22 protein-coding genes, 3 tRNA genes and 1 other annotated feature are annotated in these 24,684 nt (G+C 36.4%); of the genes, 18 read left to right on the top strand and 7 right to left on the bottom strand.

Annotated features, from left to right (window positions below):
• Nucleotides 1–223: 223 nt before the first annotated feature.
• Nucleotides 224–1,249 (bottom strand): tryptophan--tRNA ligase, encoded by a 1,026-nt coding sequence (gene trpS / locus C1G49_RS06070; protein ID WP_105124989.1) that lies wholly within the window; start codon nucleotides 1,247–1,249, stop codon nucleotides 224–226.
• A gap of 54 nt (nucleotides 1,250–1,303) precedes the next feature.
• Nucleotides 1,304–1,507, bottom strand: a binding site (T-box leader).
• 102 nt (nucleotides 1,508–1,609) lie between these two features.
• On the opposite strand from trpS, the gene C1G49_RS06065 reads away from it, so the two are divergent.
• From C1G49_RS06065 to C1G49_RS06055, 3 genes are all read left to right on the top strand, one after another.
• Nucleotides 1,610–2,482 carry a YitT family protein gene (locus C1G49_RS06065; RefSeq protein ID WP_105124988.1) on the top strand — a complete coding sequence of 291 codons (873 nt, stop codon included), beginning with the start codon at nucleotides 1,610–1,612 and terminating at the stop codon, nucleotides 2,480–2,482.
• Nucleotides 2,483–2,546: 64 nt separating this feature from the next.
• Nucleotides 2,547–4,169, top strand: a complete 1,623-nt coding sequence (locus C1G49_RS06060; protein WP_105124987.1) for an ABC-F family ATP-binding cassette domain-containing protein — start codon at nucleotides 2,547–2,549, stop codon at nucleotides 4,167–4,169.
• 36 nt (nucleotides 4,170–4,205) lie between these two features.
• Complete coding sequence (locus C1G49_RS06055; protein ID WP_105124986.1) at nucleotides 4,206–6,773, top strand: YfhO family protein; 2,568 nt, start codon at nucleotides 4,206–4,208, stop codon at nucleotides 6,771–6,773.
• A 483-nt stretch (nucleotides 6,774–7,256) separates the two neighbouring features.
• Here the strand turns inward: C1G49_RS06055 and C1G49_RS06050 are convergent, their stop codons facing one another.
• Complete coding sequence (locus C1G49_RS06050; RefSeq protein ID WP_105124985.1) at nucleotides 7,257–9,881, bottom strand: SEC10/PgrA surface exclusion domain-containing protein; 2,625 nt, start codon at nucleotides 9,879–9,881, stop codon at nucleotides 7,257–7,259.
• A 146-nt stretch (nucleotides 9,882–10,027) separates the two neighbouring features.
• Between C1G49_RS06050 and C1G49_RS06045 the strand changes: the two genes are divergently transcribed.
• A complete protein-coding gene (locus C1G49_RS06045; protein WP_330847373.1) occupies nucleotides 10,028–10,363 on the top strand; it encodes a helix-turn-helix transcriptional regulator in 336 nt (111 codons plus the stop codon).
• A 66-nt stretch (nucleotides 10,364–10,429) separates the two neighbouring features.
• Here C1G49_RS06045 and C1G49_RS06040 read toward each other — a convergent pair whose 3' ends face one another.
• Nucleotides 10,430–11,362 carry a hypothetical protein gene (locus tag C1G49_RS06040; RefSeq protein ID WP_105124984.1) on the bottom strand — a complete coding sequence of 311 codons (933 nt, stop codon included), beginning with the start codon at nucleotides 11,360–11,362 and terminating at the stop codon, nucleotides 10,430–10,432.
• Nucleotides 11,363–11,626: 264 nt separating this feature from the next.
• Between C1G49_RS06040 and C1G49_RS06035 the strand changes: the two genes are divergently transcribed.
• The 6 genes from C1G49_RS06035 (at nucleotide 11,627) to C1G49_RS06010 (ending at nucleotide 16,156) form a co-directional block, all read left to right on the top strand.
• A complete protein-coding gene (locus C1G49_RS06035; protein WP_105124983.1) occupies nucleotides 11,627–11,914 on the top strand; it encodes a hypothetical protein in 288 nt (95 codons plus the stop codon).
• A 50-nt stretch (nucleotides 11,915–11,964) separates the two neighbouring features.
• Nucleotides 11,965–12,459: a hypothetical protein gene (locus C1G49_RS06030; RefSeq protein WP_105124982.1), complete on the top strand. Its 495-nt coding sequence runs from the start codon at nucleotides 11,965–11,967 to the stop codon at nucleotides 12,457–12,459.
• Nucleotides 12,456–13,223 carry a type IV secretory system conjugative DNA transfer family protein gene (locus C1G49_RS06025; RefSeq protein WP_105124981.1) on the top strand — a complete coding sequence of 256 codons (768 nt, stop codon included), beginning with the start codon at nucleotides 12,456–12,458 and terminating at the stop codon, nucleotides 13,221–13,223. Before C1G49_RS06030 ends, C1G49_RS06025 begins: the two co-directional genes overlap by 4 nt.
• Before the next feature lie 114 nt (nucleotides 13,224–13,337).
• Nucleotides 13,338–14,576, top strand: a complete 1,239-nt coding sequence (locus tag C1G49_RS06020) for a replication initiation factor domain-containing protein (protein ID WP_105124980.1) — start codon at nucleotides 13,338–13,340, stop codon at nucleotides 14,574–14,576.
• Between the two features lie 57 nt (nucleotides 14,577–14,633).
• Nucleotides 14,634–14,972, top strand: coding sequence for a DUF771 domain-containing protein (locus C1G49_RS06015; RefSeq protein ID WP_105124979.1), 339 nt, complete (start codon nucleotides 14,634–14,636; stop codon nucleotides 14,970–14,972).
• A gap of 62 nt (nucleotides 14,973–15,034) precedes the next feature.
• Nucleotides 15,035–16,156 carry a site-specific integrase gene (locus C1G49_RS06010; RefSeq protein WP_105124978.1) on the top strand — a complete coding sequence of 374 codons (1,122 nt, stop codon included), beginning with the start codon at nucleotides 15,035–15,037 and terminating at the stop codon, nucleotides 16,154–16,156.
• A 172-nt stretch (nucleotides 16,157–16,328) separates the two neighbouring features.
• On the opposite strand, the gene C1G49_RS06005 is transcribed toward C1G49_RS06010, so the two are convergent.
• Both C1G49_RS06005 and C1G49_RS06000 read right to left on the bottom strand, forming a co-directional pair.
• Nucleotides 16,329–16,401: transfer RNA gene (locus C1G49_RS06005), tRNA-Asn, on the bottom strand.
• 5 nt (nucleotides 16,402–16,406) lie between these two features.
• A tRNA-Glu gene (locus tag C1G49_RS06000) sits at nucleotides 16,407–16,478 on the bottom strand.
• Nucleotides 16,479–16,592: 114 nt separating this feature from the next.
• On the opposite strand from C1G49_RS06000, the gene C1G49_RS05995 reads away from it, so the two are divergent.
• A tRNA-Arg gene (locus C1G49_RS05995) sits at nucleotides 16,593–16,666 on the top strand.
• 7 nt (nucleotides 16,667–16,673) lie between these two features.
• On the opposite strand, the gene C1G49_RS05990 is transcribed toward C1G49_RS05995, so the two are convergent.
• Complete coding sequence (locus C1G49_RS05990) at nucleotides 16,674–17,348, bottom strand: YoaK family protein (protein ID WP_105124977.1); 675 nt, start codon at nucleotides 17,346–17,348, stop codon at nucleotides 16,674–16,676.
• 24 nt (nucleotides 17,349–17,372) lie between these two features.
• The gene (gene rlmH, locus C1G49_RS05985; RefSeq protein WP_105124976.1) at nucleotides 17,373–17,852 is read right to left on the bottom strand and encodes a 23S rRNA (pseudouridine(1915)-N(3))-methyltransferase RlmH; all 480 of its coding nucleotides are present in this window, start codon (nucleotides 17,850–17,852) and stop codon (nucleotides 17,373–17,375) included.
• Nucleotides 17,853–18,044: 192 nt separating this feature from the next.
• On the opposite strand from rlmH, the gene C1G49_RS05980 reads away from it, so the two are divergent.
• From C1G49_RS05980 to C1G49_RS05950, 7 genes are all read left to right on the top strand, one after another.
• On the top strand, nucleotides 18,045–19,220 hold the full coding sequence (locus C1G49_RS05980; protein ID WP_105124975.1) for a S1C family serine protease: 1,176 nt from the start codon (nucleotides 18,045–18,047) through the stop codon (nucleotides 19,218–19,220).
• Between the two features lie 65 nt (nucleotides 19,221–19,285).
• Nucleotides 19,286–20,044, top strand: coding sequence for a ParB/RepB/Spo0J family partition protein (locus C1G49_RS05975; protein WP_105124974.1), 759 nt, complete (start codon nucleotides 19,286–19,288; stop codon nucleotides 20,042–20,044).
• 202 nt (nucleotides 20,045–20,246) lie between these two features.
• Nucleotides 20,247–21,614: a chromosomal replication initiator protein DnaA gene (gene dnaA, locus C1G49_RS05970; RefSeq protein ID WP_105124973.1), complete on the top strand. Its 1,368-nt coding sequence runs from the start codon at nucleotides 20,247–20,249 to the stop codon at nucleotides 21,612–21,614.
• Between the two features lie 153 nt (nucleotides 21,615–21,767).
• A complete protein-coding gene (gene dnaN / locus C1G49_RS05965; protein WP_105124972.1) occupies nucleotides 21,768–22,904 on the top strand; it encodes a DNA polymerase III subunit beta in 1,137 nt (378 codons plus the stop codon).
• Nucleotides 22,905–22,973: 69 nt separating this feature from the next.
• Nucleotides 22,974–23,177 (top strand): DUF951 domain-containing protein, encoded by a 204-nt coding sequence (locus C1G49_RS05960; protein WP_024387288.1) that lies wholly within the window; start codon nucleotides 22,974–22,976, stop codon nucleotides 23,175–23,177.
• Nucleotides 23,178–23,280: 103 nt separating this feature from the next.
• Nucleotides 23,281–23,631, top strand: a complete 351-nt coding sequence (locus C1G49_RS05955; RefSeq protein WP_105124971.1) for a helix-turn-helix domain-containing protein — start codon at nucleotides 23,281–23,283, stop codon at nucleotides 23,629–23,631.
• 48 nt (nucleotides 23,632–23,679) lie between these two features.
• Nucleotides 23,680–24,477, top strand: a complete 798-nt coding sequence (locus tag C1G49_RS05950) for a hypothetical protein (RefSeq protein ID WP_105124970.1) — start codon at nucleotides 23,680–23,682, stop codon at nucleotides 24,475–24,477.
• Nucleotides 24,478–24,684 lie beyond the last annotated feature (207 nt).

The following is a 24,684-nucleotide window of genomic DNA, read 5'->3' as shown; positions in this document are numbered from 1 at the left end:
CCTCTTTTCTTTTTTTGTTACTAGCTATCGCTACAATTATTTTATTTATGATAACATTTTGAAATCATTTGTCAAATATTATTCGCATTAAAACAGGGAATAATAAAAATTCAGAAAATTCTTTACCACTTCCTTTTAGAAATTCGAACGTTTGGTTTTTACTTTATTATAAAACAAATGAAAAAAGCAACGTTTTTTAAACATTGCTCTTCCATCGTTAACCTTATTTAAAGTAGTTAATTCCCATAGCCCCTTTGACTTGATCAAGGGTAGTAGCTGCGACCTGACGAGCTTTTTGGCTGCCTGCTTCTAACATAGCATAGACTTGCCCCATGTCTTTGGCAAACTCGATTCGACGCTCACGGATTGGTCCCAGTTCCCGTTCTAAAATGTCAAGAAGATAGCGTTTGGTTTTCACATCACCCAAGCCACCACGCTGGTAATGCTCCTTCATCGCCTCAATCTCAGCCTTATCTTCTTCACGTCCGAAAACATCAAGATAGTGGAAAACCATATTTCCTTCAATCTTACCTGGGTCTTCTACACGAATGTGGTTTGGATCTGTGTACATGGACATGACTTTCTTTTTGAGTGTATCCATGTCATCTGCCAAGTAAATCCCATTTCCAAGTGACTTAGACATCTTGGCATTACCGTCCAAACCTGGCAAGCGACCAGCTGCCTCATTTTCAGGATAGATGCCCTCTGGCTCCACCAAAATATCCGTCTGATAAGCATGGTTAAAGCTACGAACGATTTCACGGGTCTGCTCAATCATCGGTTTCTGGTCATTTCCAACAGGGACAAAATTTGCCTTAAAGGCTGTAATGTCCGCCGCTTGTGATACAGGATAGACCAAGAAACCAGCTGGAATTCCTTCGCCAAATCCCTTCTGAGCAATCTCCGTCTTCACTGTCGGATTGCGTTCCAAACGAGCAACAGATACCAAGTTCATGTAGTACATTGTCAATTCTGCTAATTCAGGAATTTGACTTTGAATGAAAATAGTTGTCTTAGCTGGATCTAGACCCGCTGCTAGATAGTCTAGTGCCACATTACCAACTGACTCGATAATCTTTTGTGGCTCTTTAGCATGGTCTGTCAGAGCTTGCTGGTCAGCCAAAAATACAAAAAGCTCGTGCTGTCCAGCATTTTGCAGTAGGACACGATTTTTCAAAGAGCCAACATAGTGGCCGATATGGAGTTTACCTGTTGGACGATCTCCTGTCAAAATAATTGGTTTGGTCATCAGTTCACCTCATCTGATAAAGTTCATAGAAAAAGCCCCACACAGAAAAAACTGTGCAAGGGCGTCTTGGACACGGTGCCACCTTACTTAAGAGCAACTGCTCCTATCTTAATGCACATAAGGCCTGCTAGCCGAATCCTTATTGGTTCGAATTCCTTGTAAAATCAGTCCATTCACCAATCACCATTACCTGTTCGCAGCAACCACAAGCTCTCTAAAAATGGAAGATTACCTACTCTTCTGATTGAATACCATTATACCTCTTAAAAATTAGAAAGTCAATACTTCCAAGCCTTGACGATAAGCTAGATTTTAGGGATAATATAAATTGCATTCTATGAAATCAAAGAAGGAGAAATAATGAAAGAACGGATTAAAGATTTTGCTTATGTGACCCTTGGTTCCATCGTTATGGCTATCGGTTTTAACAGTCTATTTTTAGAAAATAATATCGTTTCTGGGGGAGTAGGAGGACTTGCTATCGCTCTCAATGCCCTGTTCGGCTGGAACCCTGCCGATTTTGTCCTCTATTGCAATATTCCCTTACTCATTATTTGTTGGATTTTTCTAGGGAAATCTGTCTTTGTCAAAACCGTTTACGGCTCCTTAATTTATCCGTTTTGCATCAAGTTGACAGCTGGTTTACCAAACTTGACAGATAATCCTTTACTTGCTGCTATTTTTGGTGGGATTATCCTTGGGTTTGGGCTTGGACTTGTCTTTCTTGGAAACTCATCTACCGGTGGTACAGGTATCCTTATTCAATTTATCCATAAATACACTCCTTTGTCGTTGGGAGTAACAATGGCCATTATTGATGGCATCATCGTTGGACTTGGTTTCATCGCTTTTGATCCAGATACTGTCATGCATTCGATTATTGCCCTCATGACTATTACTTACATTGTCAACCGTATGATGTCTGGAAGTCAATCCTCACGGAATGTCATGATTATTTCCCATAAATCTAACCAAATCAAAGACTACATCACAAAGGTGGCAGATCGTGGTGTAACAGAGTTTCCTGTTGTCGGAGGATTTACAGGTGTTGACAAGCGTATGTTGATGACTACCATCTCTATTCCAGAGATGCAAAAATTGGAAACAGCTATACTAGAAATCGATGAAGCTGCTTTTATGGTTGTTATGCCTGCCAGTCAAGTTCGTGGACGTGGTTTTAGCTTACAAAAAGACCATAAACATTACGATGAAGATATTTTAATTCCAATGTAATTCATTGAAAATTCAAGTTCTTTCTAGTACAATTAAACTAATAGACAGAAATAGAGGAGAAACTATGCTTACAGTATCTGATGTGTCGCTTCGCTTTAGCGACCGCAAATTATTTGATGATGTCAATATTAAATTTACAGCTGGAAATACCTACGGTTTAATTGGTGCCAACGGTGCTGGTAAATCTACATTCTTGAAAATCCTTGCAGGTGACATTGAGCCTTCAACAGGCCATATCTCCCTTGGACCAGACGAGCGTCTATCTGTTCTTCGTCAGAACCATTTCGACTACGAAGATGAGCGCGTGATTGACGTCGTTATCATGGGAAATGAGCAACTTTACAGCATCATGAAAGAAAAAGATGCCATCTACATGAAAGAAGATTTTTCTGATGAAGATGGTGTCCGTGCTGCTGAATTAGAAGGTGAATTTGCTGAACTTGGTGGCTGGGAAGCAGAAAGTGAAGCTTCACAATTGCTCCAAAACCTTAATATTTCAGAAGACCTTCACTACCAAAACATGAGCGAATTGACCAACGGTGAGAAGGTTAAAGTTCTCTTGGCTAAGGCCCTCTTTGGTAAACCTGATGTGCTTCTCTTGGACGAGCCGACCAACGGTTTGGACATTCAATCCATCAACTGGTTGGAAGATTTCTTGATTGACTTTGAAAATACAGTTATCGTTGTATCCCACGATCGTCACTTCCTCAACAAAGTATGTACCCATATGGCCGACCTTGACTTCGGTAAAATCAAGATTTTCGTTGGTAACTACGACTTCTGGAAACAATCCAGTGAATTAGCTGCTCGTTTGCAAGCAGACCGTAACGCAAAAGCAGAAGAAAAAATCAAAGAATTGCAAGAATTCGTTGCCCGCTTCTCTGCCAATGCCTCAAAGTCTAAACAAGCAACCTCTCGTAAAAAGATGTTGGATAAAATTGAGTTGGAAGAAATTATCCCTTCTAGCCGTAAATACCCATTTATCAACTTCAAATCTGAACGTGAAATAGGTAATGACCTCTTGACAGTTGAGAACTTAAAAGTTGTCATCGACGGTGAAACCATTTTGGACAATATCAGCTTTATCCTACGTCCAGGTGATAAGACGGCCCTCATTGGCCAAAACGACATCCAAACAACTGCCCTCATTCGTGCTCTTATGGGAGATATCGAATACGAAGGTACTGTCAAGTGGGGTGTCACTACCAGTCAATCTTACCTACCAAAAGACAACAGCCGTGATTTTGACACCAACGAATCCATCCTAGACTGGCTCCGTCAATTTGCTAGCAAGGAAGAAGATGACAATACCTTCTTGCGTGGTTTCTTGGGCCGTATGCTCTTCTCTGGCGATGAAGTGAACAAACCTGTCAATGTCTTGTCAGGAGGCGAAAAGGTGCGCGTGATGCTGTCTAAACTTATGCTCCTCAAATCAAATGTCTTGGTATTGGATGACCCGACCAACCACTTAGACTTGGAATCTATTTCCAGTCTAAACGATGGTTTGAAAGCCTTCAAAGAGTCCATCATCTTTGCCAGCCACGACCATGAATTTATTCAAACTTTAGCAAACCACATCATTGTTATCTCTAAAAATGGCGTGATTGACCGCATTGACGAAACCTATGACGAATTCTTGGAAAATGCTGAAGTACAAGCAAAAGTACAAGAACTTTGGAAAGCATAATAAAAAGGCGATTTACTCGCCTTTTCTTTTAAATATATGAGAAAAATATTTACAAAAAAATCTACCTATTACCTCCTATCTTTTTTGATTCCTCTAGGAATTATTTCCCTTTTCCTAGCTTTTCAAGGCATTTGGTGGGGAAGTGATACAACCATTTTGGCTAGCGATGGCTTCCATCAATATGTCATTTTTAATCAAACGTTACGCAATACTTTACACGGTGATGGTTCTCTTTTTTATACCTTTACAAGTGGATTAGGCCTAAATTTCTATGCCTTATCCTCTTACTATCTAGGTTCCTTTCTATCACCTATTGTGTTCTTCTTTGATTTACAATCCATGCCAGATGCACTCTATCTTGTCACTGTTGTCAAGTTTGGATTGATAGGTTTGTCAACCTATTTTAGCCTGAAAGGGATACATAAAAAACTTGAACCTTCCTGGGCACTTCTTCTTTCCACTTCCTACTCATTGATGAGCTTTTCTACCAGTCAATTAGAAATCAATAGCTGGCTAGATGTCTTTATTCTTATTCCAATCATACTTTTAGGTTTACAACGATTGGTAGAAGGAAAAAATCAGGTTATTTACTATATAGCCTTAACTTGCTTGTTTGTTCAAAACTACTACTTTGGCTATATGGCTGCCATTTTTCTAGCACTGTGGGCACTTGTTCAATTATCTTGGTTAGAAAAAAACAGGATAAAAATATTTATAAACTTTACAGTTGTGTCAATTTTATCAGCACTAAGTAGTATGTTTATGCTACTTCCTACCTATCTAGATTTGAAAACGCACGGTGAAACCTTTACAAAGATTGTCAATCTAAAAACGGAAGACTCCTGGTATTTTGATTTCTTTGCAAAAAATTTAGTCGGTAGTTTTGACACAACAAAATTTGGTTCTATTCCCATGATTTATGTAGGGTTACTGCCACTTTTATTGACTATCCTATTCTTTACTTTGAAAGACATAAGATGGCAAGTAAAATTGTCCTATGGACTGTTGCTAATAACCATCTTAGCCAGTTTCTATTTACAGCCTCTCAATCTATTCTGGCAAGGGATGCATGCTCCAAACATGTTTCTCTATCGTTACGCATGGGTCTTATCGACTATCCTTATCTACCTAGCTGCAGAAACAATTATACGATTAAAGCAAGTTTCTATTAAAAGCCTCTATGGAAGCATCTCGGTTATATTACTAGGTTTTCTACTAACTTATCTATTTAAGCAGAACTATGAATTCTTACAAGATGTAAATTTTTTATTGACAGTTGAATTTCTAATTCTTTACATTGCCCTATTTTGGATCCTTTTGAATCGAAAGCTATCTGCTACTATTTTCCTATTCTTTGGCTTATTTGAAATCGGTATCCATACTCACTATCAAGTACAAGGATTATCTGAGGAATGGCATTTCCCAAGTCGCTCCAACTACGAGGAAAAGTTGACAGATATTGACAAACTTGTCAAGTTAGCAAAGTCTGATAATACTGCTTTCTACAGAACTGAAAGATTGTTACCACAAACAGGCAATGATAGTATGAAGTACAACTACAATGGTATTTCTCAATTCTCTTCTATTCGCAATAGAGCTTCTAGCTCCGTCCTTGATAAATTAGGTTTCCGTTCAGATGGGACCAATCTTAACCTCCGCTATCAAAATAATACCATCATTGCTGATAGTCTGTTTGGCATAAAATACAATCTAGCAACTCTTGATCCAAATAAATTTGGTTTTTCACTTTATAAAAGTTCCGATACAATCAATCTCTATGAAAATAGCTTTAATCAAGGTCTAGCTATTCTCACCAACCAAGTTTACAAGGATGTAAAGTTTACAAACCTCACACTTGATAATCAAACAAATTTCCTCAATCAGCTATCTGGTGTAAACCATAAATATTACTACAGCATTCCAATCACTTCATCTCAATATGCGACTGAATTAGGAAATCGTATCACTGTTAATAAAGCAAATGAGGAAACGAGTGCTAAAGTTAGTTATACATTAACAGTGCCTGCAAATAGTCAAGTCTATCTTAATTTACCAAAAATAACGTTCTCAAATGAGAACCATAAGAAAGTTGTCATCTCTGTCAATAATCAGTCAACTGAGTTTACATTAGATAATGCTTTTTCATTCTTTAATGTTGGTGATTTCCCTGAAGAACAGGTAGTAAAGGTTGACATTCACTTCCCTGAAAATAATCAAGTTTCCTTCGATAAACCACAGTTTTATCGTATCGACTTACTTGCTTTCAAAGAAGCTGCTTCTATTCTAAAAGAAAAGAAAGTCGCAACCAAAACAGAAGGAAACACGGTCACTATTGACTTTGAAACAGAAAATGAAGCTTCGCTTCTTTTAACCCTACCCTACGATAAAGGATGGTCTGCAACAATTGATGGGGAACCAGTAAGTATTCAAAAAGCGCAAAGTGGTTTTATGAAAGTTGATGTCAAACCTGGGCAATCACAAGTAATTCTTACCTTTACACCTCAAGGTTTTTACTTAGGTTTAATAATCTCATTCTCCGCCCTTGGCCTGTTTATTAGCTACCAAATCTTTCGAAATAAGTACAATAAAAACCTCCCAGTATAGATAGATTACTGAGAGGTTTTCATTTACTATAAATTTTGGCTCTTTGTCAACTGTAGTGGGTTGACCCATTTGACAAAGAGTAGCAATGCTACTTTAAAAAAATAAAACCTTGATTTCTCAAGGTTTCCTATGCTTTATCTACTCCGCCAACAGATAATTGTACGTTAAAATAAGTTAAAATAGATAACAAAAATAGCGATAATCAAGGGTTTGTCACTTATCTATGGAGTAATGAAAAGAAGGAATTTGACCAAATTTTGACCACATGAAATTTTATAAAATATTTATGTATCCCCTAAATTATGCAGAATTTTTATAATAATACAGTCTGACCAAGTTTTGACAAAGAAGCATTTCGGAGTAACTAAAAAATTTAAAATTCTATTAACATTCCTAAAAATTGTTAGAATAGCGTAGTCTTTCTGAAATTTTTAGGAATCCAAAAAATCTTCCTACAATATGTAAGAAGATTTTTTAGTTATCTTAATTAAATTGTTCTTTTATTTTTTTACTTAAACCAGCCAAACCAAGTAGACCGATTCCGATATACAACATGATATTTTCAGTTTCTCCTGTAGCAGGTAACGTGTTGTACTCAACTGCAACCTTAGCAGGCTCAGTTTGAGGTGCAACTGCAGGAGCTGGAACAGGAACAGAGCTGTCAACCTTAGTAGTTGTATTAGCAACCACAGGAGCATCAACCTTACCGTCAACCTTAGTATCAACCTTAGTGTCAACCTTAGTGTCAACCTTAGTACCAACCTTACCGTTAACTTTACCGTCAACCTTACCGTCAACTTTACGGTCAACTTTAACTTCAACCTTACCGTCAGCCTCATCTAGCAATTCTTTTGGAATTTCAAGAGCTGGTAACTCGTGGTAAGCAGGCTCACCTTTAGAAGTGATTGGAAGAAGTGACTTCAAGTAGGTAAGATTTGCTTCAGCTTGACCTAGGATACCCTTCAACTCGACCAAACGAGTTTCAGCAACCTCCAAGTCAGCCTTAGCTTGAGCCAACAAGGTACCTGCATTGCGTGCATTGTTCAACTTAGCTTTCAAATCATCACGTACCTTGACGGCTTCAGCGTAGGTAGAGCGTGCTTTGTCCAAGACACCCTGAGCAGTAGCTAACTTGCCCTTAAGAGTTGCAAGAGTAACTTTCTCAGAATCTAAACGAGCAACCGCTTGAGCTTGAGTAACCTCAGCATTCTCAAGAGCCTTTTGAGCGTCAGCCAAGGTTTGTTTAGCTTCTTCTTCTTTTGCTTTCAGGTTGTTGTAGGTAGCTTGAACCTCAACCAATTTTTGACGGCTTGCATTCAATCGAGCTGTTGCATCTGCAAGAGTGCGTTCAGCATCTGCAAGGTTAGAGGTACCTGACTTCAAACGGTCAAGTTCAGCTTTAGCAGAGTTATAAGCAAACTGTGCATTTTGCAACTCAAACTCAACAGCAGTAACCTTTTGACTTGCAGTAGTTTGTTGAGCCAAAGCTGTGTTGTAGGCTGTTTTAGCGTTAGATAAGGCTGTTGCACGTGTGTCAGTTGCAGACGCAGGAGCTGTGCGGACGTTTGTGTCTTGGAGTTTTGCCATGTCTACGCCACGAGCAGAGATGAAGTACACCTTACGTGCTACATCGTAAGCTGGGTTGATAGTGCTGTCAGTGACGCTAACTGTAGTATAGTTAAACTCATCCTTAGTAATGTTCACTGCGTGACCCCAATTAGCGTGTGAGTCATCGTAAAGCATTTGCATAACTTGACCGAAAATGTCACGCTTGAGTGTAGCCATCGTTTCCACACCATCATCTGAAGATGGGAAACCAAGGTTCTCAGACAACCCTCGTAGACCGAACTCTCTAGCAACCTTAAACTGTGCAGACATATCGTGACCATAAATACTTGTATTTACGGAACTTTCATAACGTGAAGCAATCTCATTCATTTTGTCTGAGGTCTTATACTCAGATACCCCTAGAGCTTCACGAATAGGTTTGATAAGAGTAAGGTAATAATCGGTCAACTCAGCACGTTGAGAATCTGTTAGGTTAGCTACGTTAACCTTGCGTGACTTGTCTGAATCTGAAAACTTCAGCACCCAGTCAGTATCTATAAATTTACTGTAGTTACCATCAAAGCTGTTGATGTTAACTCCAAACTGAGCGAAAGCCTCAGCACCCAACTCTTTCAAGCGATTTGAAAGCTCTGTACTACGACTACCACCTGCAATGTACGCTTTAAGAGTGTTTACATACTCGGCAGAAATAGGAATAGTCAACTGAGTTTCCTCGCCTGTAGATTGAGCAGTCAAAGCATCCAATGTAGACTTAGTTTCAGTGACTTTATTTGTTGCAGTAACCAACTCAGACTTAGCTGTAGCAAGAGCTTGAGATTTAGTGTCTACGGTAGACTTAGCTTCAGCAACGATACCCTCTTGAGTGGAGATAGCTTGAGCCTTGTCTTGCTCGGCAACCTTAATAGTATCGACCTGAGTAGTTGCAACCTCAACGGCTTTCTCATCAGCTACAACAGTAGCTTGGGCTTGAGTAAGCGTTTCGTCAATGTTTTTTAACCCATCAACCTCAGCTTGAGCATCAGTTACAGCTTTCTCTGCATTCGCAACAGTTGTATTTACAACCTCAACAGCTTTTTCTGCCTCGGCAACGATACCCTCCTGAGTAGTTACAACCTCTTGAGCTGGAGTAACTGACTGTTCAGCAGTAGCTACATTAGTTTCTGCTTGAACAACTGTTTCTTCAGCCTTAACTGTAGCTGTTTCCAATTCAGCAACGACCTCTGGCGTCACAGCAGACAAATCTTCAACTTGAGCAGAAACCTGAGCAACAACACCCTCTTGAGCTGTCACTTGGTTTGTAAGCTCAGTAACTTGAACTTGAGCCGTGTCAACATCAGCTTGAGTTACCTCAACAGGTTGAGCAACATCTTCTGAAACTACAACAGACTCAGTAGACGTAGCAACTTCTTGAGTAGCAACCTCTTCAGCCGAAACTGCTGAACCAAAAATGACCGAGGTAGCAAGCGTTGAAACCACTGCACCTGTGCGAAGTTTACGGATAGAACCTTTAGTCTGCAATTTATTATTTTGTTTTGTCATAAAACCTCCATATGTAACAAACTAATCTTTTAAGGTTATTATATCGTGTTTTTTAGCTTTTAACAACTAAAACATATAATTAAAAACCTTTTAAGAAGTTTCTTCTTTACTATAAACCTTGTAAGATAATAAATAACGAGGTATTTATGATGGAAAACGCAAGTTTGAGAGAATATATTGGCAAGAGAATTCGCCATTTACGACTAGAAAAAGGTTGGACACAAGACGAATTAGAAGAGAAAGCCGACCTTGGAATGAATTACGCTTACAAGATCGAACAATTAGCCACAAATATTAAAATTGATACGTTTGAAAGAATTTTAGAGGCACTTGAAACAGATATTGAACACTTTTTTGATATCAGCATCAAGGAAAATAGCCCTGAACTCTCACAATTATTAGATTCATTATCAGAACTGCCAAAAGAAAAACAGGAAAAAAGTATAAAAGCTTTTCAAAGTTTGTTGGAACAGATGAAGTAATACTATAAAACACGATACACCAATAATATGATGTATCGTGTTTTTTTATGCTGATTTGTCAAACTTTCAAGACATAATTTTTTCCATATAGTCTGATAAAACCATTACTATTGTATCTTTATCTAGCAAACTCTTTAAAATTAGTGATTTAAACCAATTTGAATCCAATAATTCTTTTAATTCATCATCTAATTTAGATTTTATGTCATTATTCCTATTCTCTAGTTGAAAATAGTTTAAATCTGTTTTTCCTCTAAAAAAGCCTTTTCCATAACCTGTTTTTCCTTTTGTATTCAGTTCCTCAGCATATAGGTAGTTCCTCAAATCTACTACTTTTTTTAACCAAATTGGAGGTAATTTTTTTAGATGATTACTACCTATTACTATCTCATCAATAACGCTCTTTAACGGTTCATAGAAATCTGAACTGTAATACTTTTCTAAAAAAAGCTCAGAATCAGCAAAAACCAACTTATTATTTACATATAGATAATATGCAACAATATAATCAAACAATTTATTTAATTTATTCATATTAAATAATTCTGTATACCTGATATAATAACGACCACTCGTAATCTTTTTTTCATAATTATTAAATTTAGCGATTGATTTGTCTAAAAGATCCCAATCATTTTCACTCATTAAATGCTTAAATTTCATACTGAAGTTATCTATATCGCCATATTCCTCAAAAAAATCTTTGTATCCTTTTCCATTATTATGTTCTTTATAAATTAGAAATAATACTAACTTATTCACAGGCTTGATATCATTTTCAGAGATGTTTGTTGGAATTAATAGCCTTTGAATATCCGATAAAAATTTATTTTTCAAAAATGTATCACTATATAAGTATAGTAAGTGTAAATCTTTTTTTAAATTTTCAAACTGGTATCTAGTTTTTTCTTCTTCAGATAAACTTCTATCTAGTTTTTTTATTTTACTAATAATATTTTCCATCTCACCAACCTCCATATTAACTATAGTTTCAATCATTATAACATCTTCTTGAAGAAAATAATTATAACTTTGTCGAATCATTTTCTTCAAAACAACCCATTATTCATTATGAATTACACAATAATACACCTAAACTTTCAAATCTCTTCGCTCCTTTAATACCATTTTACGAAAATGGTCACGTTTTCGATAGGGATAATTAAAACATAAAAAGTGAAAGGAGTGAGTCCAATGTATAACAAAGATTAAAAGCTTCCACAGCTAACTAAAATATATTAGTGGTAGAAAGGAGAAATATTCATGGAATTTGAAGCTGTAAAAATACGTGGTATGTTGATGGGCGTAGCTTCAGCAACAGACTTCGAATCTAAAGCAGTGGTTGGGGTACAACTTGATGTTGGATACCGCACTGAAACCGGTCGTTTCATGACGAACAATATCAAAGTTCTAGGAGCAAAACAAGCTGATTTCACAAATTTTTTGGATGAAGTTGTTGAAATCCAACTCGAAAACGTTACAGTCACTAGCTATTTAAGAGCAAACCAAGCTTTTCTGTCTATCAAAGCACAAAAAGCTACGGTTTTATAGTTTTTACTCAGGGAGGTATTCCCTCCCTCTTATTTTCTTGGAGGTCCAAAATGGATTTAAAATTTGTACTTATATCTTTTTTCTTATTAATCATCTTAAGCTTGCTAAAATACTTTGATTCAAAAGAACAAAAGCAACTTGCTCAAAGCTTAGTACTCAATGAACAATTGATTCTTGATGACATTGAGAACACCTGCAGAAATGTAGGTAAAGAAATAGGAAACACTATCACATTTTCTCGTAATGATTACTTTTTAGTATCAAGAACATCGACAGATTCAGCAATGAGATATCGATTTCCTTTACTGATTAAAGACGAACTTGAAGATGAAGAATTACTCTATCTCGTTAAAAACTTAGTAATCGAATTAGACAAAAAGATTAAACAAAATTACCGTTTTTATTCACAAACACAGGATGTTTTTGTTTCTTTTATTTTCAATAATCAAGTTACAAAACGTGAACAGCTTAATTATCTAGATTTAGATATCTTCTTTTACCACAACCAAGAAGAATTGAAACAACTCAAAGGGGACAGACCATGAGACTACTATTGGATCATTTACTATTTAAAAAGTCTTCTCAATTTTTAAGAGAAGTTCCGTTCAACACATCTAAACCTCACTTGTTATGCGTAGGTGCAAGCGGAAGCGGAAAGACAATCTGTGCAATCGCTTTACTAGCCAAAGAGATTTATGAATACTATCAACAAGCCAGAGAACCTCCATTTTTGCTCATAGCTGACTATAAAGCTGATAAAGACTTTGAATTTTTAGATGAGTTACCAACCTTCTTTCGCTTTGATGCCGTAGATAAGGCTATTGATTTAGCTTTAAATGTCCTAGAGCAACGACAATCCAAATGGGATAGCTCAAAGAGAAAAGTCATACTATTTATCGATGAATGGGGTTCATACCTATCCAGTAAAGATAATAAGGAAAAGAATGAAGTCATTACCAAGTTATCTAGGTTAATGATGCTTGGACGGTCATTCAATATTCAAGTTTTTATCTGTAACCAACGTGGTGATGCTGAGTATTTTGGGAAAATTAGAGATAATTTTTCATCCATGCTAGTGTTAGGAACACTTTCAAAAGAGACAATCCAAATGTTCTTCTCAGAAGAAAAAGATTGGATTGCCTCTTCGAATCCAAGGGGAGTAGGCTACCTTAAAGTTAGTGGGAAAAAGACTGCAAAAGTTATTGTCCCATATATTTCCCCTGACAAACTGAAAATCTGCCGAAGATGGATTCATTTTGCAGTAACATCTTCCTCACCACTTTTATCGCTCTTTACCAGCACAGACTAGCAGATAACCTGTAAGGTTGTCTAGGTAGGCTGGGCTGGTAAAGAGCCTAGCAATAAACATTCAATCTGGGTACTGTAATAACCCAGATTCCACTTAATTCCAGAAGGAGAAAACATGTATAACTTAACGAATTTACTACATTTTGATAAACAGTCTCTACAAGTCAATACTGATGAGATTTCAATTGTTGTCCAGCCAACAGCTGAAACCATTGGAGAATATCCTAGTTACTGGCAACAAATTGCTCAAGAACTGACAGAAATAATTGTTGAAAAATTGTCACTTCCTACACTTTGCGGATCAATGCAACCAGAAAAAATAGCTCCAAAGGGATATACTACTGCATATAGTTTTGAAAATATGCCCTATTTCTTTAGAATTGCATTCCATGACCACTACATCAATATGGGAATTATTATTAAGTTTTCTGCATCAGCACTCAGTTTTTACCAACAAATTTTTCAAGAGTTCTATAATGAACCGATTGAAGTTTACGATATTCTTCAACGCCTTAATGAACCCTATTGGGATATGCATCTCAGTCGAATAGACTTTTGTGCAGATTACTTTAATTTTCCTTTGTCAGTAAACGACATTTATCAAAATTTAAAAATGAATAAGTTTACAATCGTCAATAGCAAAGGGAAAAAGAGGCATTCAAAAACATCTGCTATTGAAATAAATCGAGAAGCAAAAACTGTGACAATCGGTTCAAGAGGAAAGGGGACAAATAGTTTTCTAAAAATCTATGATAAAAAAGCAGAGCAATTAGAAAATAATGGTCGGTATGCTCAAGTAGCTCAGAATATTTCAAGCTGGATACGGTTTGAGGTAACCTATAAAAAAGAATATGCTAGACAGCTTACTAAACTAATCTTAGAGTTACCCTCCAGAGATTCACTACAACCATTTATTGCAAACAAGATTGTTGAAAAATATTGTCTTGTAGATATTGAATCTAATAGAATTACTGAATATAGTCAATCGCTGTTAGACTTTTCTTCTCACTCACTTCCACTTACATTGCTAAGCCCTAGAAATAATGAACTTATTCAGACCGTTCACTATATGCTAAAAGGTAGTGGCTTCTTTCCCTTATTAAGAAAAGTACAAGAAATATGGGGAGTACATGCAATGACCATTTTAATCAAACGATTATTATTTGAGTATCAATTCAACTATGTGCCAAATCCTGACTTAAATATTTGGCTCAAGAAAAATCTCCTAGAACTCCAAGTACTCGATTTTGAAGAATACTTAGAAAGTATTATTGAGATTTTCTATAAAAAGAACGCCTCTTCTTCTAAAGTAACCGCCAAGAAACCAAGAAGAAAAGACGCCAACAAGTTGTAGAGATAAGGTTAGGCTTATCCCTAGTCATTATCTCATATTAAGAAAGGAATTTCCATAATGAGAATAAATGAAATAAACCTTGAATTTTCAGAAATCACAATTAAACTTCCTGAAGGGTACTCTATCCATTCAGAGGCTGAATATCAAGAACTACAAAAAAAGGCATCTATTGGTCACTATATGACACTTAATGAAGTCCTAGAGATGCTCTCTGTATCTCGTCCATGGCTACTTGAAAATGTCCTATATAAGCCAACCATTCGCAAACAAATTGACATTGACCAAAACCCAAATGGATTTGTAAAATATCCTCAGAATCGAGGAGGACGTTATTACTTTCTAGCTAGCAAAACACGTGATTTTTTTGAACGGAATTTTCTAGAAATTTTCAAATAATTATGCTATGATAACCAAGACAACCCTTGGTTATCTGCTTTTTATGAAAGTGAGGTAACAACATGGCATCTTATAGACAAAGAGGTAAGAAAAAATTATGGGATTATAGGATCTTTGATGATAAAGGAAAAGTCATAGCTTCTAATTCTGGTTTTAGAACTAAAAAAGAAGCTGAACTTGAAGCAATTGAGATTGAGCTTAGACTTCTAAAGGGAGCTAACATTGATAGACAAATTAGTTTACATGAACTTTGGAAAAAATGGTATGAACTACATATCATACCATTAAATAAAAAACAGGCAACACTCAACAAACACATAAAACGTGGCAAACTTATTGAAGAATTTTTTGGAAATATGCCTTTGGTAAATATAAAGGCTAGTCGCTACCAACTCTTTATAAATCAATTTGCCAAAACTAATGGTCGTGATAATGTTGCACGTTTAAATTCTGAAGTTAGGAAAGTTCTAGAATTTGCTAAACAAGACCGACTTGATTTCCATGACTTTACAATAGGTGTAAAGATTACTGGCTTAGAACCAGCAAAATCAAAAGAGGATAAGTATATTCATAGTAAAGCAGATTATAAAAAGTTAGTTAATTATCTTTACAACAATGTAAACTATACTGACAACTTGATTTACTATCTTCTTTACATACAGTTAAAGACTGGTATGAGATTTGGAGAAGTATTAGGTTTAACTTGGGATTGCATACTTTGGAAAACCAAAGAAATCGTAACTTACAGGCGGTACGACTCAACAAAAAATGAGTTTACAGACCCTAAAACAAAAACATCAGTGCGTAATATACCTATTGATGATTCAGTAATAGATGTGCTTGACAAGTTATTGAAAGAACAAGAATCATTAAACTTGAAAAATCCAAATAATCTTTTATTTGTTAATCCTATTTATGGTGTACCGTCAAATAAAACAGTCAACACTTGTCTTAGCGAACTACTTCATCAACTAAATATAACTCCAAAAGTTCTAACCGCTACTGGTATTCGTCATACCTACATCAGTATTTTACTTGCTGAAGGAATCGATATTTGGACACTTTCAAAAATCGTAGGTCATAAGGACACAAAGCAGATTATAGAAACGTACTCTCATCTTATTAAGGAAAAAGAGGAGGAAGAAACTGAAAAAATTAGGAAAATCATGTCAGCAACCATTTGACCGTTTTTTGACCAAATTTTCCTATTGTATGATTATTCATGCCAATTTTTCACTATTTTTTCATTCTTATCCAAGATATGGTAGAAGTTGAAATATTTGTAAGTTCATTGACCAATTTTTGACCAAAACAACAAAAAACCTTGATTTCTCAAGGTTTCCTATGCTTTATTTACTCCGCCAACAGGGCTCGAACCTGTGACATCATGATTAACAGTCATGCGCTCTACCGACTGAGCTATGGCGGAAAGAATAGTCCGTACGGGATTCGAACCCGTGTTACCGCCGTGAAAAGGCGGTGTCTTAACCCCTTGACCAACGGACCATTTTTTCAGAACAATAATTAGTATAATACACCGATAATTTTTTGTCAATACTTTTTTTAAAATTTTTGCACTATTGACAGAGTTAATCGTTTAATGTACAATTAAATAGTTAGGGTTCCATAGCTCAGCTGGATAGAGCATTCGCCTTCTAAGCGAACGGTCGCAGGTTCGAATCCTGCTGGAATCATCTTGGCCTATCGTGAGATAGGTCTTTTTTCTTGCCATAATTGATAGTTGATATAGAGGACTGGTAGGAGAATGCCGATTAAAGCATATTCTTTAAACTGAAATGATAGCTGCGTTGCACTTATAACACCAAGCATAAAACCAATAATCGTAAGTAAAATATTTCTTCCTGTCTTTTTCAGCTCTGCATCCCGTTCAATCATGCCTTTAAACCAGAGATAGGCTGCATTCTTTACATTTCCAGTCATCATGACATTGGCATAGGGAGCACCTCTCAACCTTCTAAAAGTTTCTACCTGAATAGAGGCTACAAAAGCCAAACTAGCGATGGTAAAAGAAGCAGGCATAAGAGGAGATAAAAAAATTGTCAAAAGAATGCAAATCAGCATAATCAAGCTACTCCCAAAGTGCCAGGACCAAGATTGTTTTTCAAAATACCTTCTAGCTAAGTAAGTGAAAAATTGACCAAATACAAAAAATAGAATTGGAATACAAAAGTTTGCTACCTGAACAAAATCCCCCTTGGCCATATAATAGGCAAGAGAAATCACATTGCCAGATTGTACACCAGCAAAACGACCACCTTGGGTCACGTAGGTAAAGGCATTGAGATAACCACTAATAAAGGTCAAGCAACAAGCTACCCGCAAGCCTTCAAAAACACGATAATCTTTCTGCTTCATTCTAACTCCTTGTTTCACGTGAAACTATTTATGGTAGGGACTGCCTTGTTGAATCATAAAGGCGCGATAAATTTGCTCGATAAGAACCAACTTCATTAGTTGGTGAGGGAGGGTCAATTGTCCAAAACTCATCAGTAAATTGGCTCTTTTTTTCACTTGTGGATCCAATCCAAGACTTCCACCGATAATAAAAGTAATATCAGAATAGCCACTCACTGTAATGTCAGCTAGTTTCTTGCTAAATTCTTCAGAGGGAAACTGCTTTCCTTCAATGGCCAGAGCGATGACATAATCTCTTTCACCAATTTTAGTCATAATTCGCTCAGCTTCCTTTTTCAATATCTGCTCATTTTCTGCCTGACTAGCCTTATCTGGCGTCTTCTCGTCAGCCAGTTCAATCAGTTCCAACTTTGTAAAACGACCTAAACGTTTACTATATTCAGCAATACCATCTTTAAGGTATTTTTCTTTCAATTTTCCAACGGTTATCAATTTTATTTTCATAAAAATATTGTAACATATCCACAGGTTTCTGCTAGTAAATAATCCGAAAAAAATCTCAGAATTTCAAAGCAAATTCACATTATTCACATAGTTATCCACAGGTTGTGGATTGATTTTTGAAAACTTTAAGCTATAATTAAGAAAGTAAGAGTAATCTTAAGGAAAATGTAAGAAAGGAAAAGGATCCTCTATATGAAAAAATATTTGAAATTCGCTATTCTATTTGTAGTTGGCTTTGTGGGCGGATTAGCCGGTGCATTGACTGCATCCATCTTTCAACCACAAGTTCAACAAGCAAGCTCTGCCATTACCAGTGTCAGCAATGTTCAATATAATAATGAAACATCGACAACCAAGGCTGTCGAAAAAGTACAGAACGCTGTGGTTTCCGTTATTAACTATCAAACTGCAGCAAGTAATAGCCTGAGTGCGATTTTTGGAAATATTGCCAGTTCCGACGAATTAGCAGTGGCTGGTGAGGGATCTGGGGTTATATATAAGAAAGATGGTAATAATGCCTATATCGTAACCAATACCCACGTAATCAATAATGCTGAAAAAATTGATATCCTTCTTGCTTCTGGAGAAAAAGTAGCTGGTGAATTAGTCGGATCCGATACCTATTCTGACATAGCCGTTATTAAAATCGCTGCAGACAAGGTGACATCAGTAGCTGAATTTGCGGACTCAGACACCATTAAGGTTGGTGAAACAGCTATTGCAATCGGTAGTCCTCTAGGGAGTGTTTACGCAAATACCGTCACACAGGGGATTATCTCCAGCCTCAGTCGTACTGTCACCTCTCAGTCTGAAGATGGGCAAACCATCTCAACCAATGCTATTCAAACAGATACAGCTATTAACCCAGGTAACTCTGGTGGACCACTCATCAATATTCAAGGTCAAGTGATTGGAATTACTTCTAGCAAAATTTCCTCCAGTTCTTTGACTAGTTCTGGTGTTACAGTTGAAGGTATGGGATTTGCAATTCCTTCCAACGATGCGGTGACCATTATCAATCAACTAGAAACAGATGGTAAGGTCAGTCGACCTGCTCTGGGTGTTCACATGGTTAACTTGACAGATTTGTCAACTAGTCAACTTGAAAAAGCAGGACTTTCCAATACTGAATTAACATCTGGTGTCATCGTTGTTTCTACACAAGCAGGCCTACCAGCAGATGGAAAATTTGAAACCTATGATGTTATTACTGAAATTGACGGGGATGTCATCGAAAATAAGAGTGATTTACAAAGTGCACTTTACAAGCATCAGGTCGGAGATACCATTAGCATCACCTATTATAGAAACAATAAGAAAGAAACTGTTGACATCAAGTTGACACACTCTACCGAACAACTTCAATAATAGTAGTATCTAAACTAGACTTTACATGATTGTAAAGTCTGTTTTTTTTTGCTAAAATGAACATTATGGAAGAACTACGTACTATCAATATTTCAGATATCCAGCCAAATCCTTACCAACCAAGAATACATTTTGACCAAAATAAGCTAGAAGAATTAGCTCAGTCTATAAAAGAAAACGGATTGATCCAACCAATCATTGTAAGAAAGTCGTCCATTATTGGTTATGAACTATTAGCAGGTGAGAGAAGATGGAGAGCTAGTCAATTAGCTGGATTAACAGCAATTCCCGCTATCGTCAAAGAATTGAGTGATGATGATTTGCTCTATCAAGCAATCATTGAAAATTTACAGCGTTCAGATTTAAATCCTATCGAAGAAGCAACGTCCTATCAAAAACTACTCAGCAAGGGATTGAAGCATGATGAAATTGCTCAAATCATGGGAAAATCAAGACCTTATATCAGTAACTTACTACGTTTATTAAATCTTTCTAAAGAAACACAGCAAGCAATAAAAGAAGGAAAAATTTCGCAAGGCCACGCGCGTCAGTTAGTTGCATTTTCAGAAGTAAAGCAAGCTACTTGGGTTCAGGAAATCATCGAAAAAGATCTAAGTGTGCGGGCTCTTGAAAAAATTCTATCCAAGAAGAAAAAAATAAAGACACAACCCAAAAATCAATTTCTAAAAGAACAAGAAAACATTCTCAATCAACTTCTAGGAACCTCCACAAAAATTCTTCAGAAAAAAAATGGCAATGGAGAAATTCGAATCAGCTTTAATAGCCTTGAAGAATTTGAGCGAATTATCAACAATTTAAAATAAGCCTGTTTATAGAATATTTTCATAAACACTTTTTTCCACAATTAAAAAGACCGAGAAAGCTAGAATCTACACAGGTTCTAGCTTTTATTCACATCCTGTGGAAAACTTTTATGAACATTGTGGATTTTAAAAAATATCTGTGGAAAACTTTTACTTTTTATGGTACACTATTCTAGCCAATAGAAAATGAGAGGAGGAAAATATGAATAAAGAACAACAATTCTGGCAACGATTTATTGAACTAGTCCAAGCAAGTTTCAAAGCTTCCATTTATGATTTTTACGTTGCAGATGCAAGATTACTAAACCTAGAACAACAAGTAGCCACCATCTTCTTAAATCGCCCATTTAAAAAAGATTTCTGGGAAACAAACTTTGAGGAGCTAATGATTGCGGCTAGTTTTGAAATTTTCGGTGAACCGCTCACTACTCGCTATCAATTTACAGAGGAAGTGACTGAAGTAGTTTCTCCGACTAGAACAACATACAGCCCTTCCACTCCAGCTTCTACAACAGATATAGCAGAGGGAGTACTACAGCCTGTTCATTCTGATATAAAATCCCAATATACCTTTTCAAACTTTGTTCAAGGAGATAACAATCATTGGGCAAAAGCGGCTGCACTAGCTGTTTCTGATAACTTAGGAGAGCTCTATAATCCACTATTTATCTTTGGTGGACCAGGTTTAGGGAAAACTCATATTCTAAATGCAATCGGTAATAAAGTCCTAGCTGACAATCCTCATGCAAAAATAAAGTATGTTTCATCAGAAACTTTTATCAATGAGTTATTGGAACACATGAGATTAAATAAAATGAAGCAGTTCAAAGAAATCTATCGTAATCTTGACCTGCTCCTCATTGATGATATCCAATCCATTCAGAAAAAAGAAACCACGCAAGAAGAATTTTTCCATACTTTCAATGCACTCCATCAAAAAAATAAACAAATAGTCCTGACAAGTGATAGAAACCCTGACTATCTAGACAATCTTGAAGAACGATTAGTCACTCGTTTTAAGTGGGGCTTAACGAGTGAAATCACACCTCCTGACTTTGAAACACGTATTGCTATTTTACGCAATAAATGCGAGGCTTTCCCTTATGATTTCACTAATGATACCCTGTCCTACTTAGCAGGTCAATTTGATTCCAACGTCCGTGATCTTGAGGGAGCATTGAAAGACATTAATCTACTTGCTACCATGCGAAATCTGTCTGAGATAACAGTAGAAGTAGCTGCTGAAGCCATTCGTTCTAGGAAGCAAACAAACCCTCAAAACATGGTCATTCCGATTGAAAAAATCCAAACAGAAGTTGGAAATTTCTATGGAGTTAGCCTCAAAGAAATAAAGGGCTCTAAACGTGTCCAACACATTGTTCACGCGCGCCAGGTTGCTATGTTCTTAGCCCGCGAAATGACAGACAACTCTTTGCCCAAAATTGGTAGAGAATTTGGTAATCGTGACCATACAACAGTCATGCACGCCTATAACAAGATTAAAAGTTTGCTAATGGATGATGATAATTTGGAAATCGAAATAACCAGTATCAAAAATAAAATTCGATGACCTGTGTATAAGTTTTAAAAAATCCATCTACTTTTCCACAAGTTGTGAACAAGCTATTTTTCTTGAAAATTATGGCTTTGATCTACTTTTCCACAGAATACACAGGGCCTACTACTACTACTAACCTTATAAATAATAAATAAAGGAGTTTCCATGATTCAATTTTCAATTAACAAAAATGTATTTCTCCAAGCACTAAATACAACCAAACGAGCAATCAGCACAAAAAATGCTATTCCAATTCTTTCAACTGTTAAAATCACGGTTACTAGTGATGGAATTACTTTAACAGGTTCTAATGGACAGATTTCTATCGAACATTTTATTTCTATCCAGGATGAAAATGCAGGTCTGTTGATAAGCTCTCCTGGCGCTATTCTTTTAGAAGCAGGCTTCTTTATCAATATTGTATCTAGCCTACCTGATGTTGTAGTTGATTTTAATGAAATTGAGCAAAAGCAAGTTGTACTAACAAGTGGTAAGTCTGAAATTACTTTGAAAGGTAAAGATGCGGAACAGTATCCTCGTCTGCAAGAAGTACCGACTTCAAAACCTTTGGTTCTAGAAACAAAAGTACTCAAGAAAACGATCAACGAAACAGCTTTTGCAGCTTCCTTGCAAGAAAGTCGCCCAATCCTAACAGGTGTTCACTTTGTTTTGACAGATAATAAAAATCTTAAGACAGTTGCGACAGATTCACACCGCATGAGCCAACGTAAATTGGTTCTTGAAAAAGCAGGTGATGATTTTAACGTGGTAATTCCAAGCCGTTCTCTTCGCGAATTTACAGTTGTTTTCACAGATGATATTGAAACTGTAGAAGTATTCTTCTCCAACAATCAAATTCTTTTCAGAAGCGAGCATATTAGCTTCTATACACGTTTGCTTGAGGGAACCTATCCAGATACAGACCGCCTGATTCCAACAGAATTCAAAACAGTTGCTGTCTTTGACACAGCTAATCTCCGTCATTCAATGGAACGTGCCCGTCTGCTTTCAAATGCAACTCAGAATGGTACAGTAAAACTTGAGATTGCTAACAATATTGTCACAGCTCATGTAAACTCACCAGAAGTTGGACGTGTAAACGAAGAATTGGATACCTTAGAAGTGACCGGTGAAGACTTGGTAATTAGTTTTAACCCGACTTACTTGATTGAAGCCTTGAAGGCTACCAATAGTGAGCAGGTCAAAATTAGCTTTATCTCCTCTGTTCGTCCATTTACAGTGGTACCAAATAGCGAAGGGGATGACCTCATTCAATTGGTGACACCAGTTCGAACCAACTAATTCCATCATAAACGGCTAGTTTAGCCGTTTTTATGTTATACTGAAAGAAATAGAACTAAAGGAGTATCTATGTATCAATTAGGAACCTTTGTTGAAATGAAAAAGCCCCACGCCTGTGTCATCAAATCGACCGGCAAGAAGGCCAATAAGTGGGAGGTTATCCGTCTAGGAGCGGATATTAAAATCCGCTGCAGTAACTGTGACCATGTTGTTATGATGAGCCGGCATGATTTTGAACGAAAAATGAAACAAGTTCTGCCGAGTGAAGCCTAGTTGACAGTTTGCAACTGCTGGTTGCGAATATTTCCTAAAAAGTGCTAGTCAACTATTCCTTTCTAAGCTATAATAGACTTAGAAAAAAGAGGAGGACAAGACCATGAATCAGTTGGCACAACAAATTAAAAAGTTACGTACTGGTCAAAATTTGTCTCAGGATGACTTAGCAGAGAAACTCTATATTTCCCGTCAAGCTGTTTCCAAGTGGGAAAATGGCGAAGCCACGCCAGATATTGACAAACTGGTCCAGCTGGCAGAAATCTTTGGTGTTAGTCTGGATTATCTGGTTTTAGGAAAAGAGCCTGAGAAGGAAATTGTTGTGGAAAATGATGATTGGGAACCTTGGAAAGTTAGCAATAGTTGGGAATTTCTAGCTCGATTCTGGTGGATACCGATTTTGGCATTTCTATCTTGGTTCCTTCCAACTATTTTACCGAGGATATTTGGTTAAATATTACAATCCTGTAATTTGGCAGGATTTTTTGATAGACTATACTATATGAAAAATAAAAAAAAGAAATTTAGCAAGTCAATTTTTAACTATATTTTAAATTTACTTATTTTAATTAGCACTTTCTTAGGGGTATTTTACTTACTTTACCCTATAGCAGATAATAGAAATTTTTTCGCTCCACTCTATTTGAATATTAGTATCCCTATTCTCACATTCTGGTTTAATATTATAAGTCTAGACAAGGATAGGATGTCCTTTTGGTATGAATATTTCAACATTAACACTTGGACATCAGGGATGATTCTGGTTATGCACGTGACAGTGGGAATTTTTGGTAAGAGACGATTTGGTCCAGTTAGATTTATAACGGGACCTATTTGGACGATACCTCTTCATGAGGGTTTTGCAATTTTGTTGCTGGAAATTTGTATTTTTCTAATCTGGTTTACCTTGTACTATTTCAGTAAAAAGCAAGGTTGGAATTGGAAATTGGTAAAGAAAAAAGCTCGTCCAGTTAAGAAAAAAACTAAAAAAATATCTAAAAAAATATCTAAAAAAGATAAGGTAATCATGAGACTTATATCAACAGATTTATTGCTATTGATAAATGAAAATTTTTTGGGTATTCAAGAAGGAAATCGGACAATTTACCAAAAAGTAAGGCGTGAATTAAAACGGCTGTCTGAAGAAAAAGAGGTGAGGCTTAATCAACGTGATTGTCATTATTTTATTCAATGCTTATTAGAGGATTATGGTCACTTGACAGAGACAAAACTGATACTGGAAAAATGGGAAAAAATCATTGATTTATTAGGTGTCAAAAAAATCGATGACAACTTATAGTAGTATGGATGATTATAACTTTATAACTTTGTCATCAGTTTTATCATGATAAATAACGTAGTCATATTTTCATTGTATTTTCATAAATAAAATTGGTAAATTCTCAAAGTAAGTTCTAGTTCCCGTCCATCTAGAAGTTACTCTGAGAAAACTGCATAAAACCAACAGAATTTAGTCTCAGACTAAGTTCTGTTTTTGCCTAAAATG

Origin of the sequence: Streptococcus suis (genome assembly GCF_002960625.1) — a bacterium.
Taxonomy (GTDB): Bacteria; Bacillota; Bacilli; order Lactobacillales; family Streptococcaceae; genus Streptococcus; species Streptococcus suis_T.
This window is presented reverse-complemented; position numbering and strand designations above follow the sequence as displayed.

Bases quoted from the DNA above. Each gene is read 5' to 3' on its own strand.
- trpS (WP_105124989.1), bottom strand. From the start codon at position 1,249: ATGACCAAACCAATTATTTTGACAGGAGATCGTCCAACAGGTAAACTC.
- C1G49_RS06065 (WP_105124988.1), top strand. From the start codon at position 1,610: ATGAAAGAACGGATTAAAGATTTTGCTTATGTGACCCTTGGTTCCATC.
- C1G49_RS06060 (WP_105124987.1), top strand. From the start codon at position 2,547: ATGCTTACAGTATCTGATGTGTCGCTTCGCTTTAGCGACCGCAAATTA.
- C1G49_RS06055 (WP_105124986.1), top strand. From the start codon at position 4,206: ATGAGAAAAATATTTACAAAAAAATCTACCTATTACCTCCTATCTTTT.
- C1G49_RS06050 (WP_105124985.1), bottom strand. From the start codon at position 9,881: ATGACAAAACAAAATAATAAATTGCAGACTAAAGGTTCTATCCGTAAA.
- C1G49_RS06045 (WP_330847373.1), top strand. From the start codon at position 10,028: ATGATGGAAAACGCAAGTTTGAGAGAATATATTGGCAAGAGAATTCGC.
- C1G49_RS06040 (WP_105124984.1), bottom strand. From the start codon at position 11,362: ATGATTGAAACTATAGTTAATATGGAGGTTGGTGAGATGGAAAATATT.
- C1G49_RS06035 (WP_105124983.1), top strand. From the start codon at position 11,627: ATGGAATTTGAAGCTGTAAAAATACGTGGTATGTTGATGGGCGTAGCT.
- C1G49_RS06030 (WP_105124982.1), top strand. From the start codon at position 11,965: ATGGATTTAAAATTTGTACTTATATCTTTTTTCTTATTAATCATCTTA.
- C1G49_RS06025 (WP_105124981.1), top strand. From the start codon at position 12,456: ATGAGACTACTATTGGATCATTTACTATTTAAAAAGTCTTCTCAATTT.
- C1G49_RS06020 (WP_105124980.1), top strand. From the start codon at position 13,338: ATGTATAACTTAACGAATTTACTACATTTTGATAAACAGTCTCTACAA.
- C1G49_RS06015 (WP_105124979.1), top strand. From the start codon at position 14,634: ATGAGAATAAATGAAATAAACCTTGAATTTTCAGAAATCACAATTAAA.
- C1G49_RS06010 (WP_105124978.1), top strand. From the start codon at position 15,035: ATGGCATCTTATAGACAAAGAGGTAAGAAAAAATTATGGGATTATAGG.
- C1G49_RS05990 (WP_105124977.1), bottom strand. From the start codon at position 17,348: ATGAAGCAGAAAGATTATCGTGTTTTTGAAGGCTTGCGGGTAGCTTGT.
- rlmH (WP_105124976.1), bottom strand. From the start codon at position 17,852: ATGAAAATAAAATTGATAACCGTTGGAAAATTGAAAGAAAAATACCTT.
- C1G49_RS05980 (WP_105124975.1), top strand. From the start codon at position 18,045: ATGAAAAAATATTTGAAATTCGCTATTCTATTTGTAGTTGGCTTTGTG.
- C1G49_RS05975 (WP_105124974.1), top strand. From the start codon at position 19,286: ATGGAAGAACTACGTACTATCAATATTTCAGATATCCAGCCAAATCCT.
- dnaA (WP_105124973.1), top strand. From the start codon at position 20,247: ATGAATAAAGAACAACAATTCTGGCAACGATTTATTGAACTAGTCCAA.
- dnaN (WP_105124972.1), top strand. From the start codon at position 21,768: ATGATTCAATTTTCAATTAACAAAAATGTATTTCTCCAAGCACTAAAT.
- C1G49_RS05960 (WP_024387288.1), top strand. From the start codon at position 22,974: ATGTATCAATTAGGAACCTTTGTTGAAATGAAAAAGCCCCACGCCTGT.
- C1G49_RS05955 (WP_105124971.1), top strand. From the start codon at position 23,281: ATGAATCAGTTGGCACAACAAATTAAAAAGTTACGTACTGGTCAAAAT.
- C1G49_RS05950 (WP_105124970.1), top strand. From the start codon at position 23,680: ATGAAAAATAAAAAAAAGAAATTTAGCAAGTCAATTTTTAACTATATT.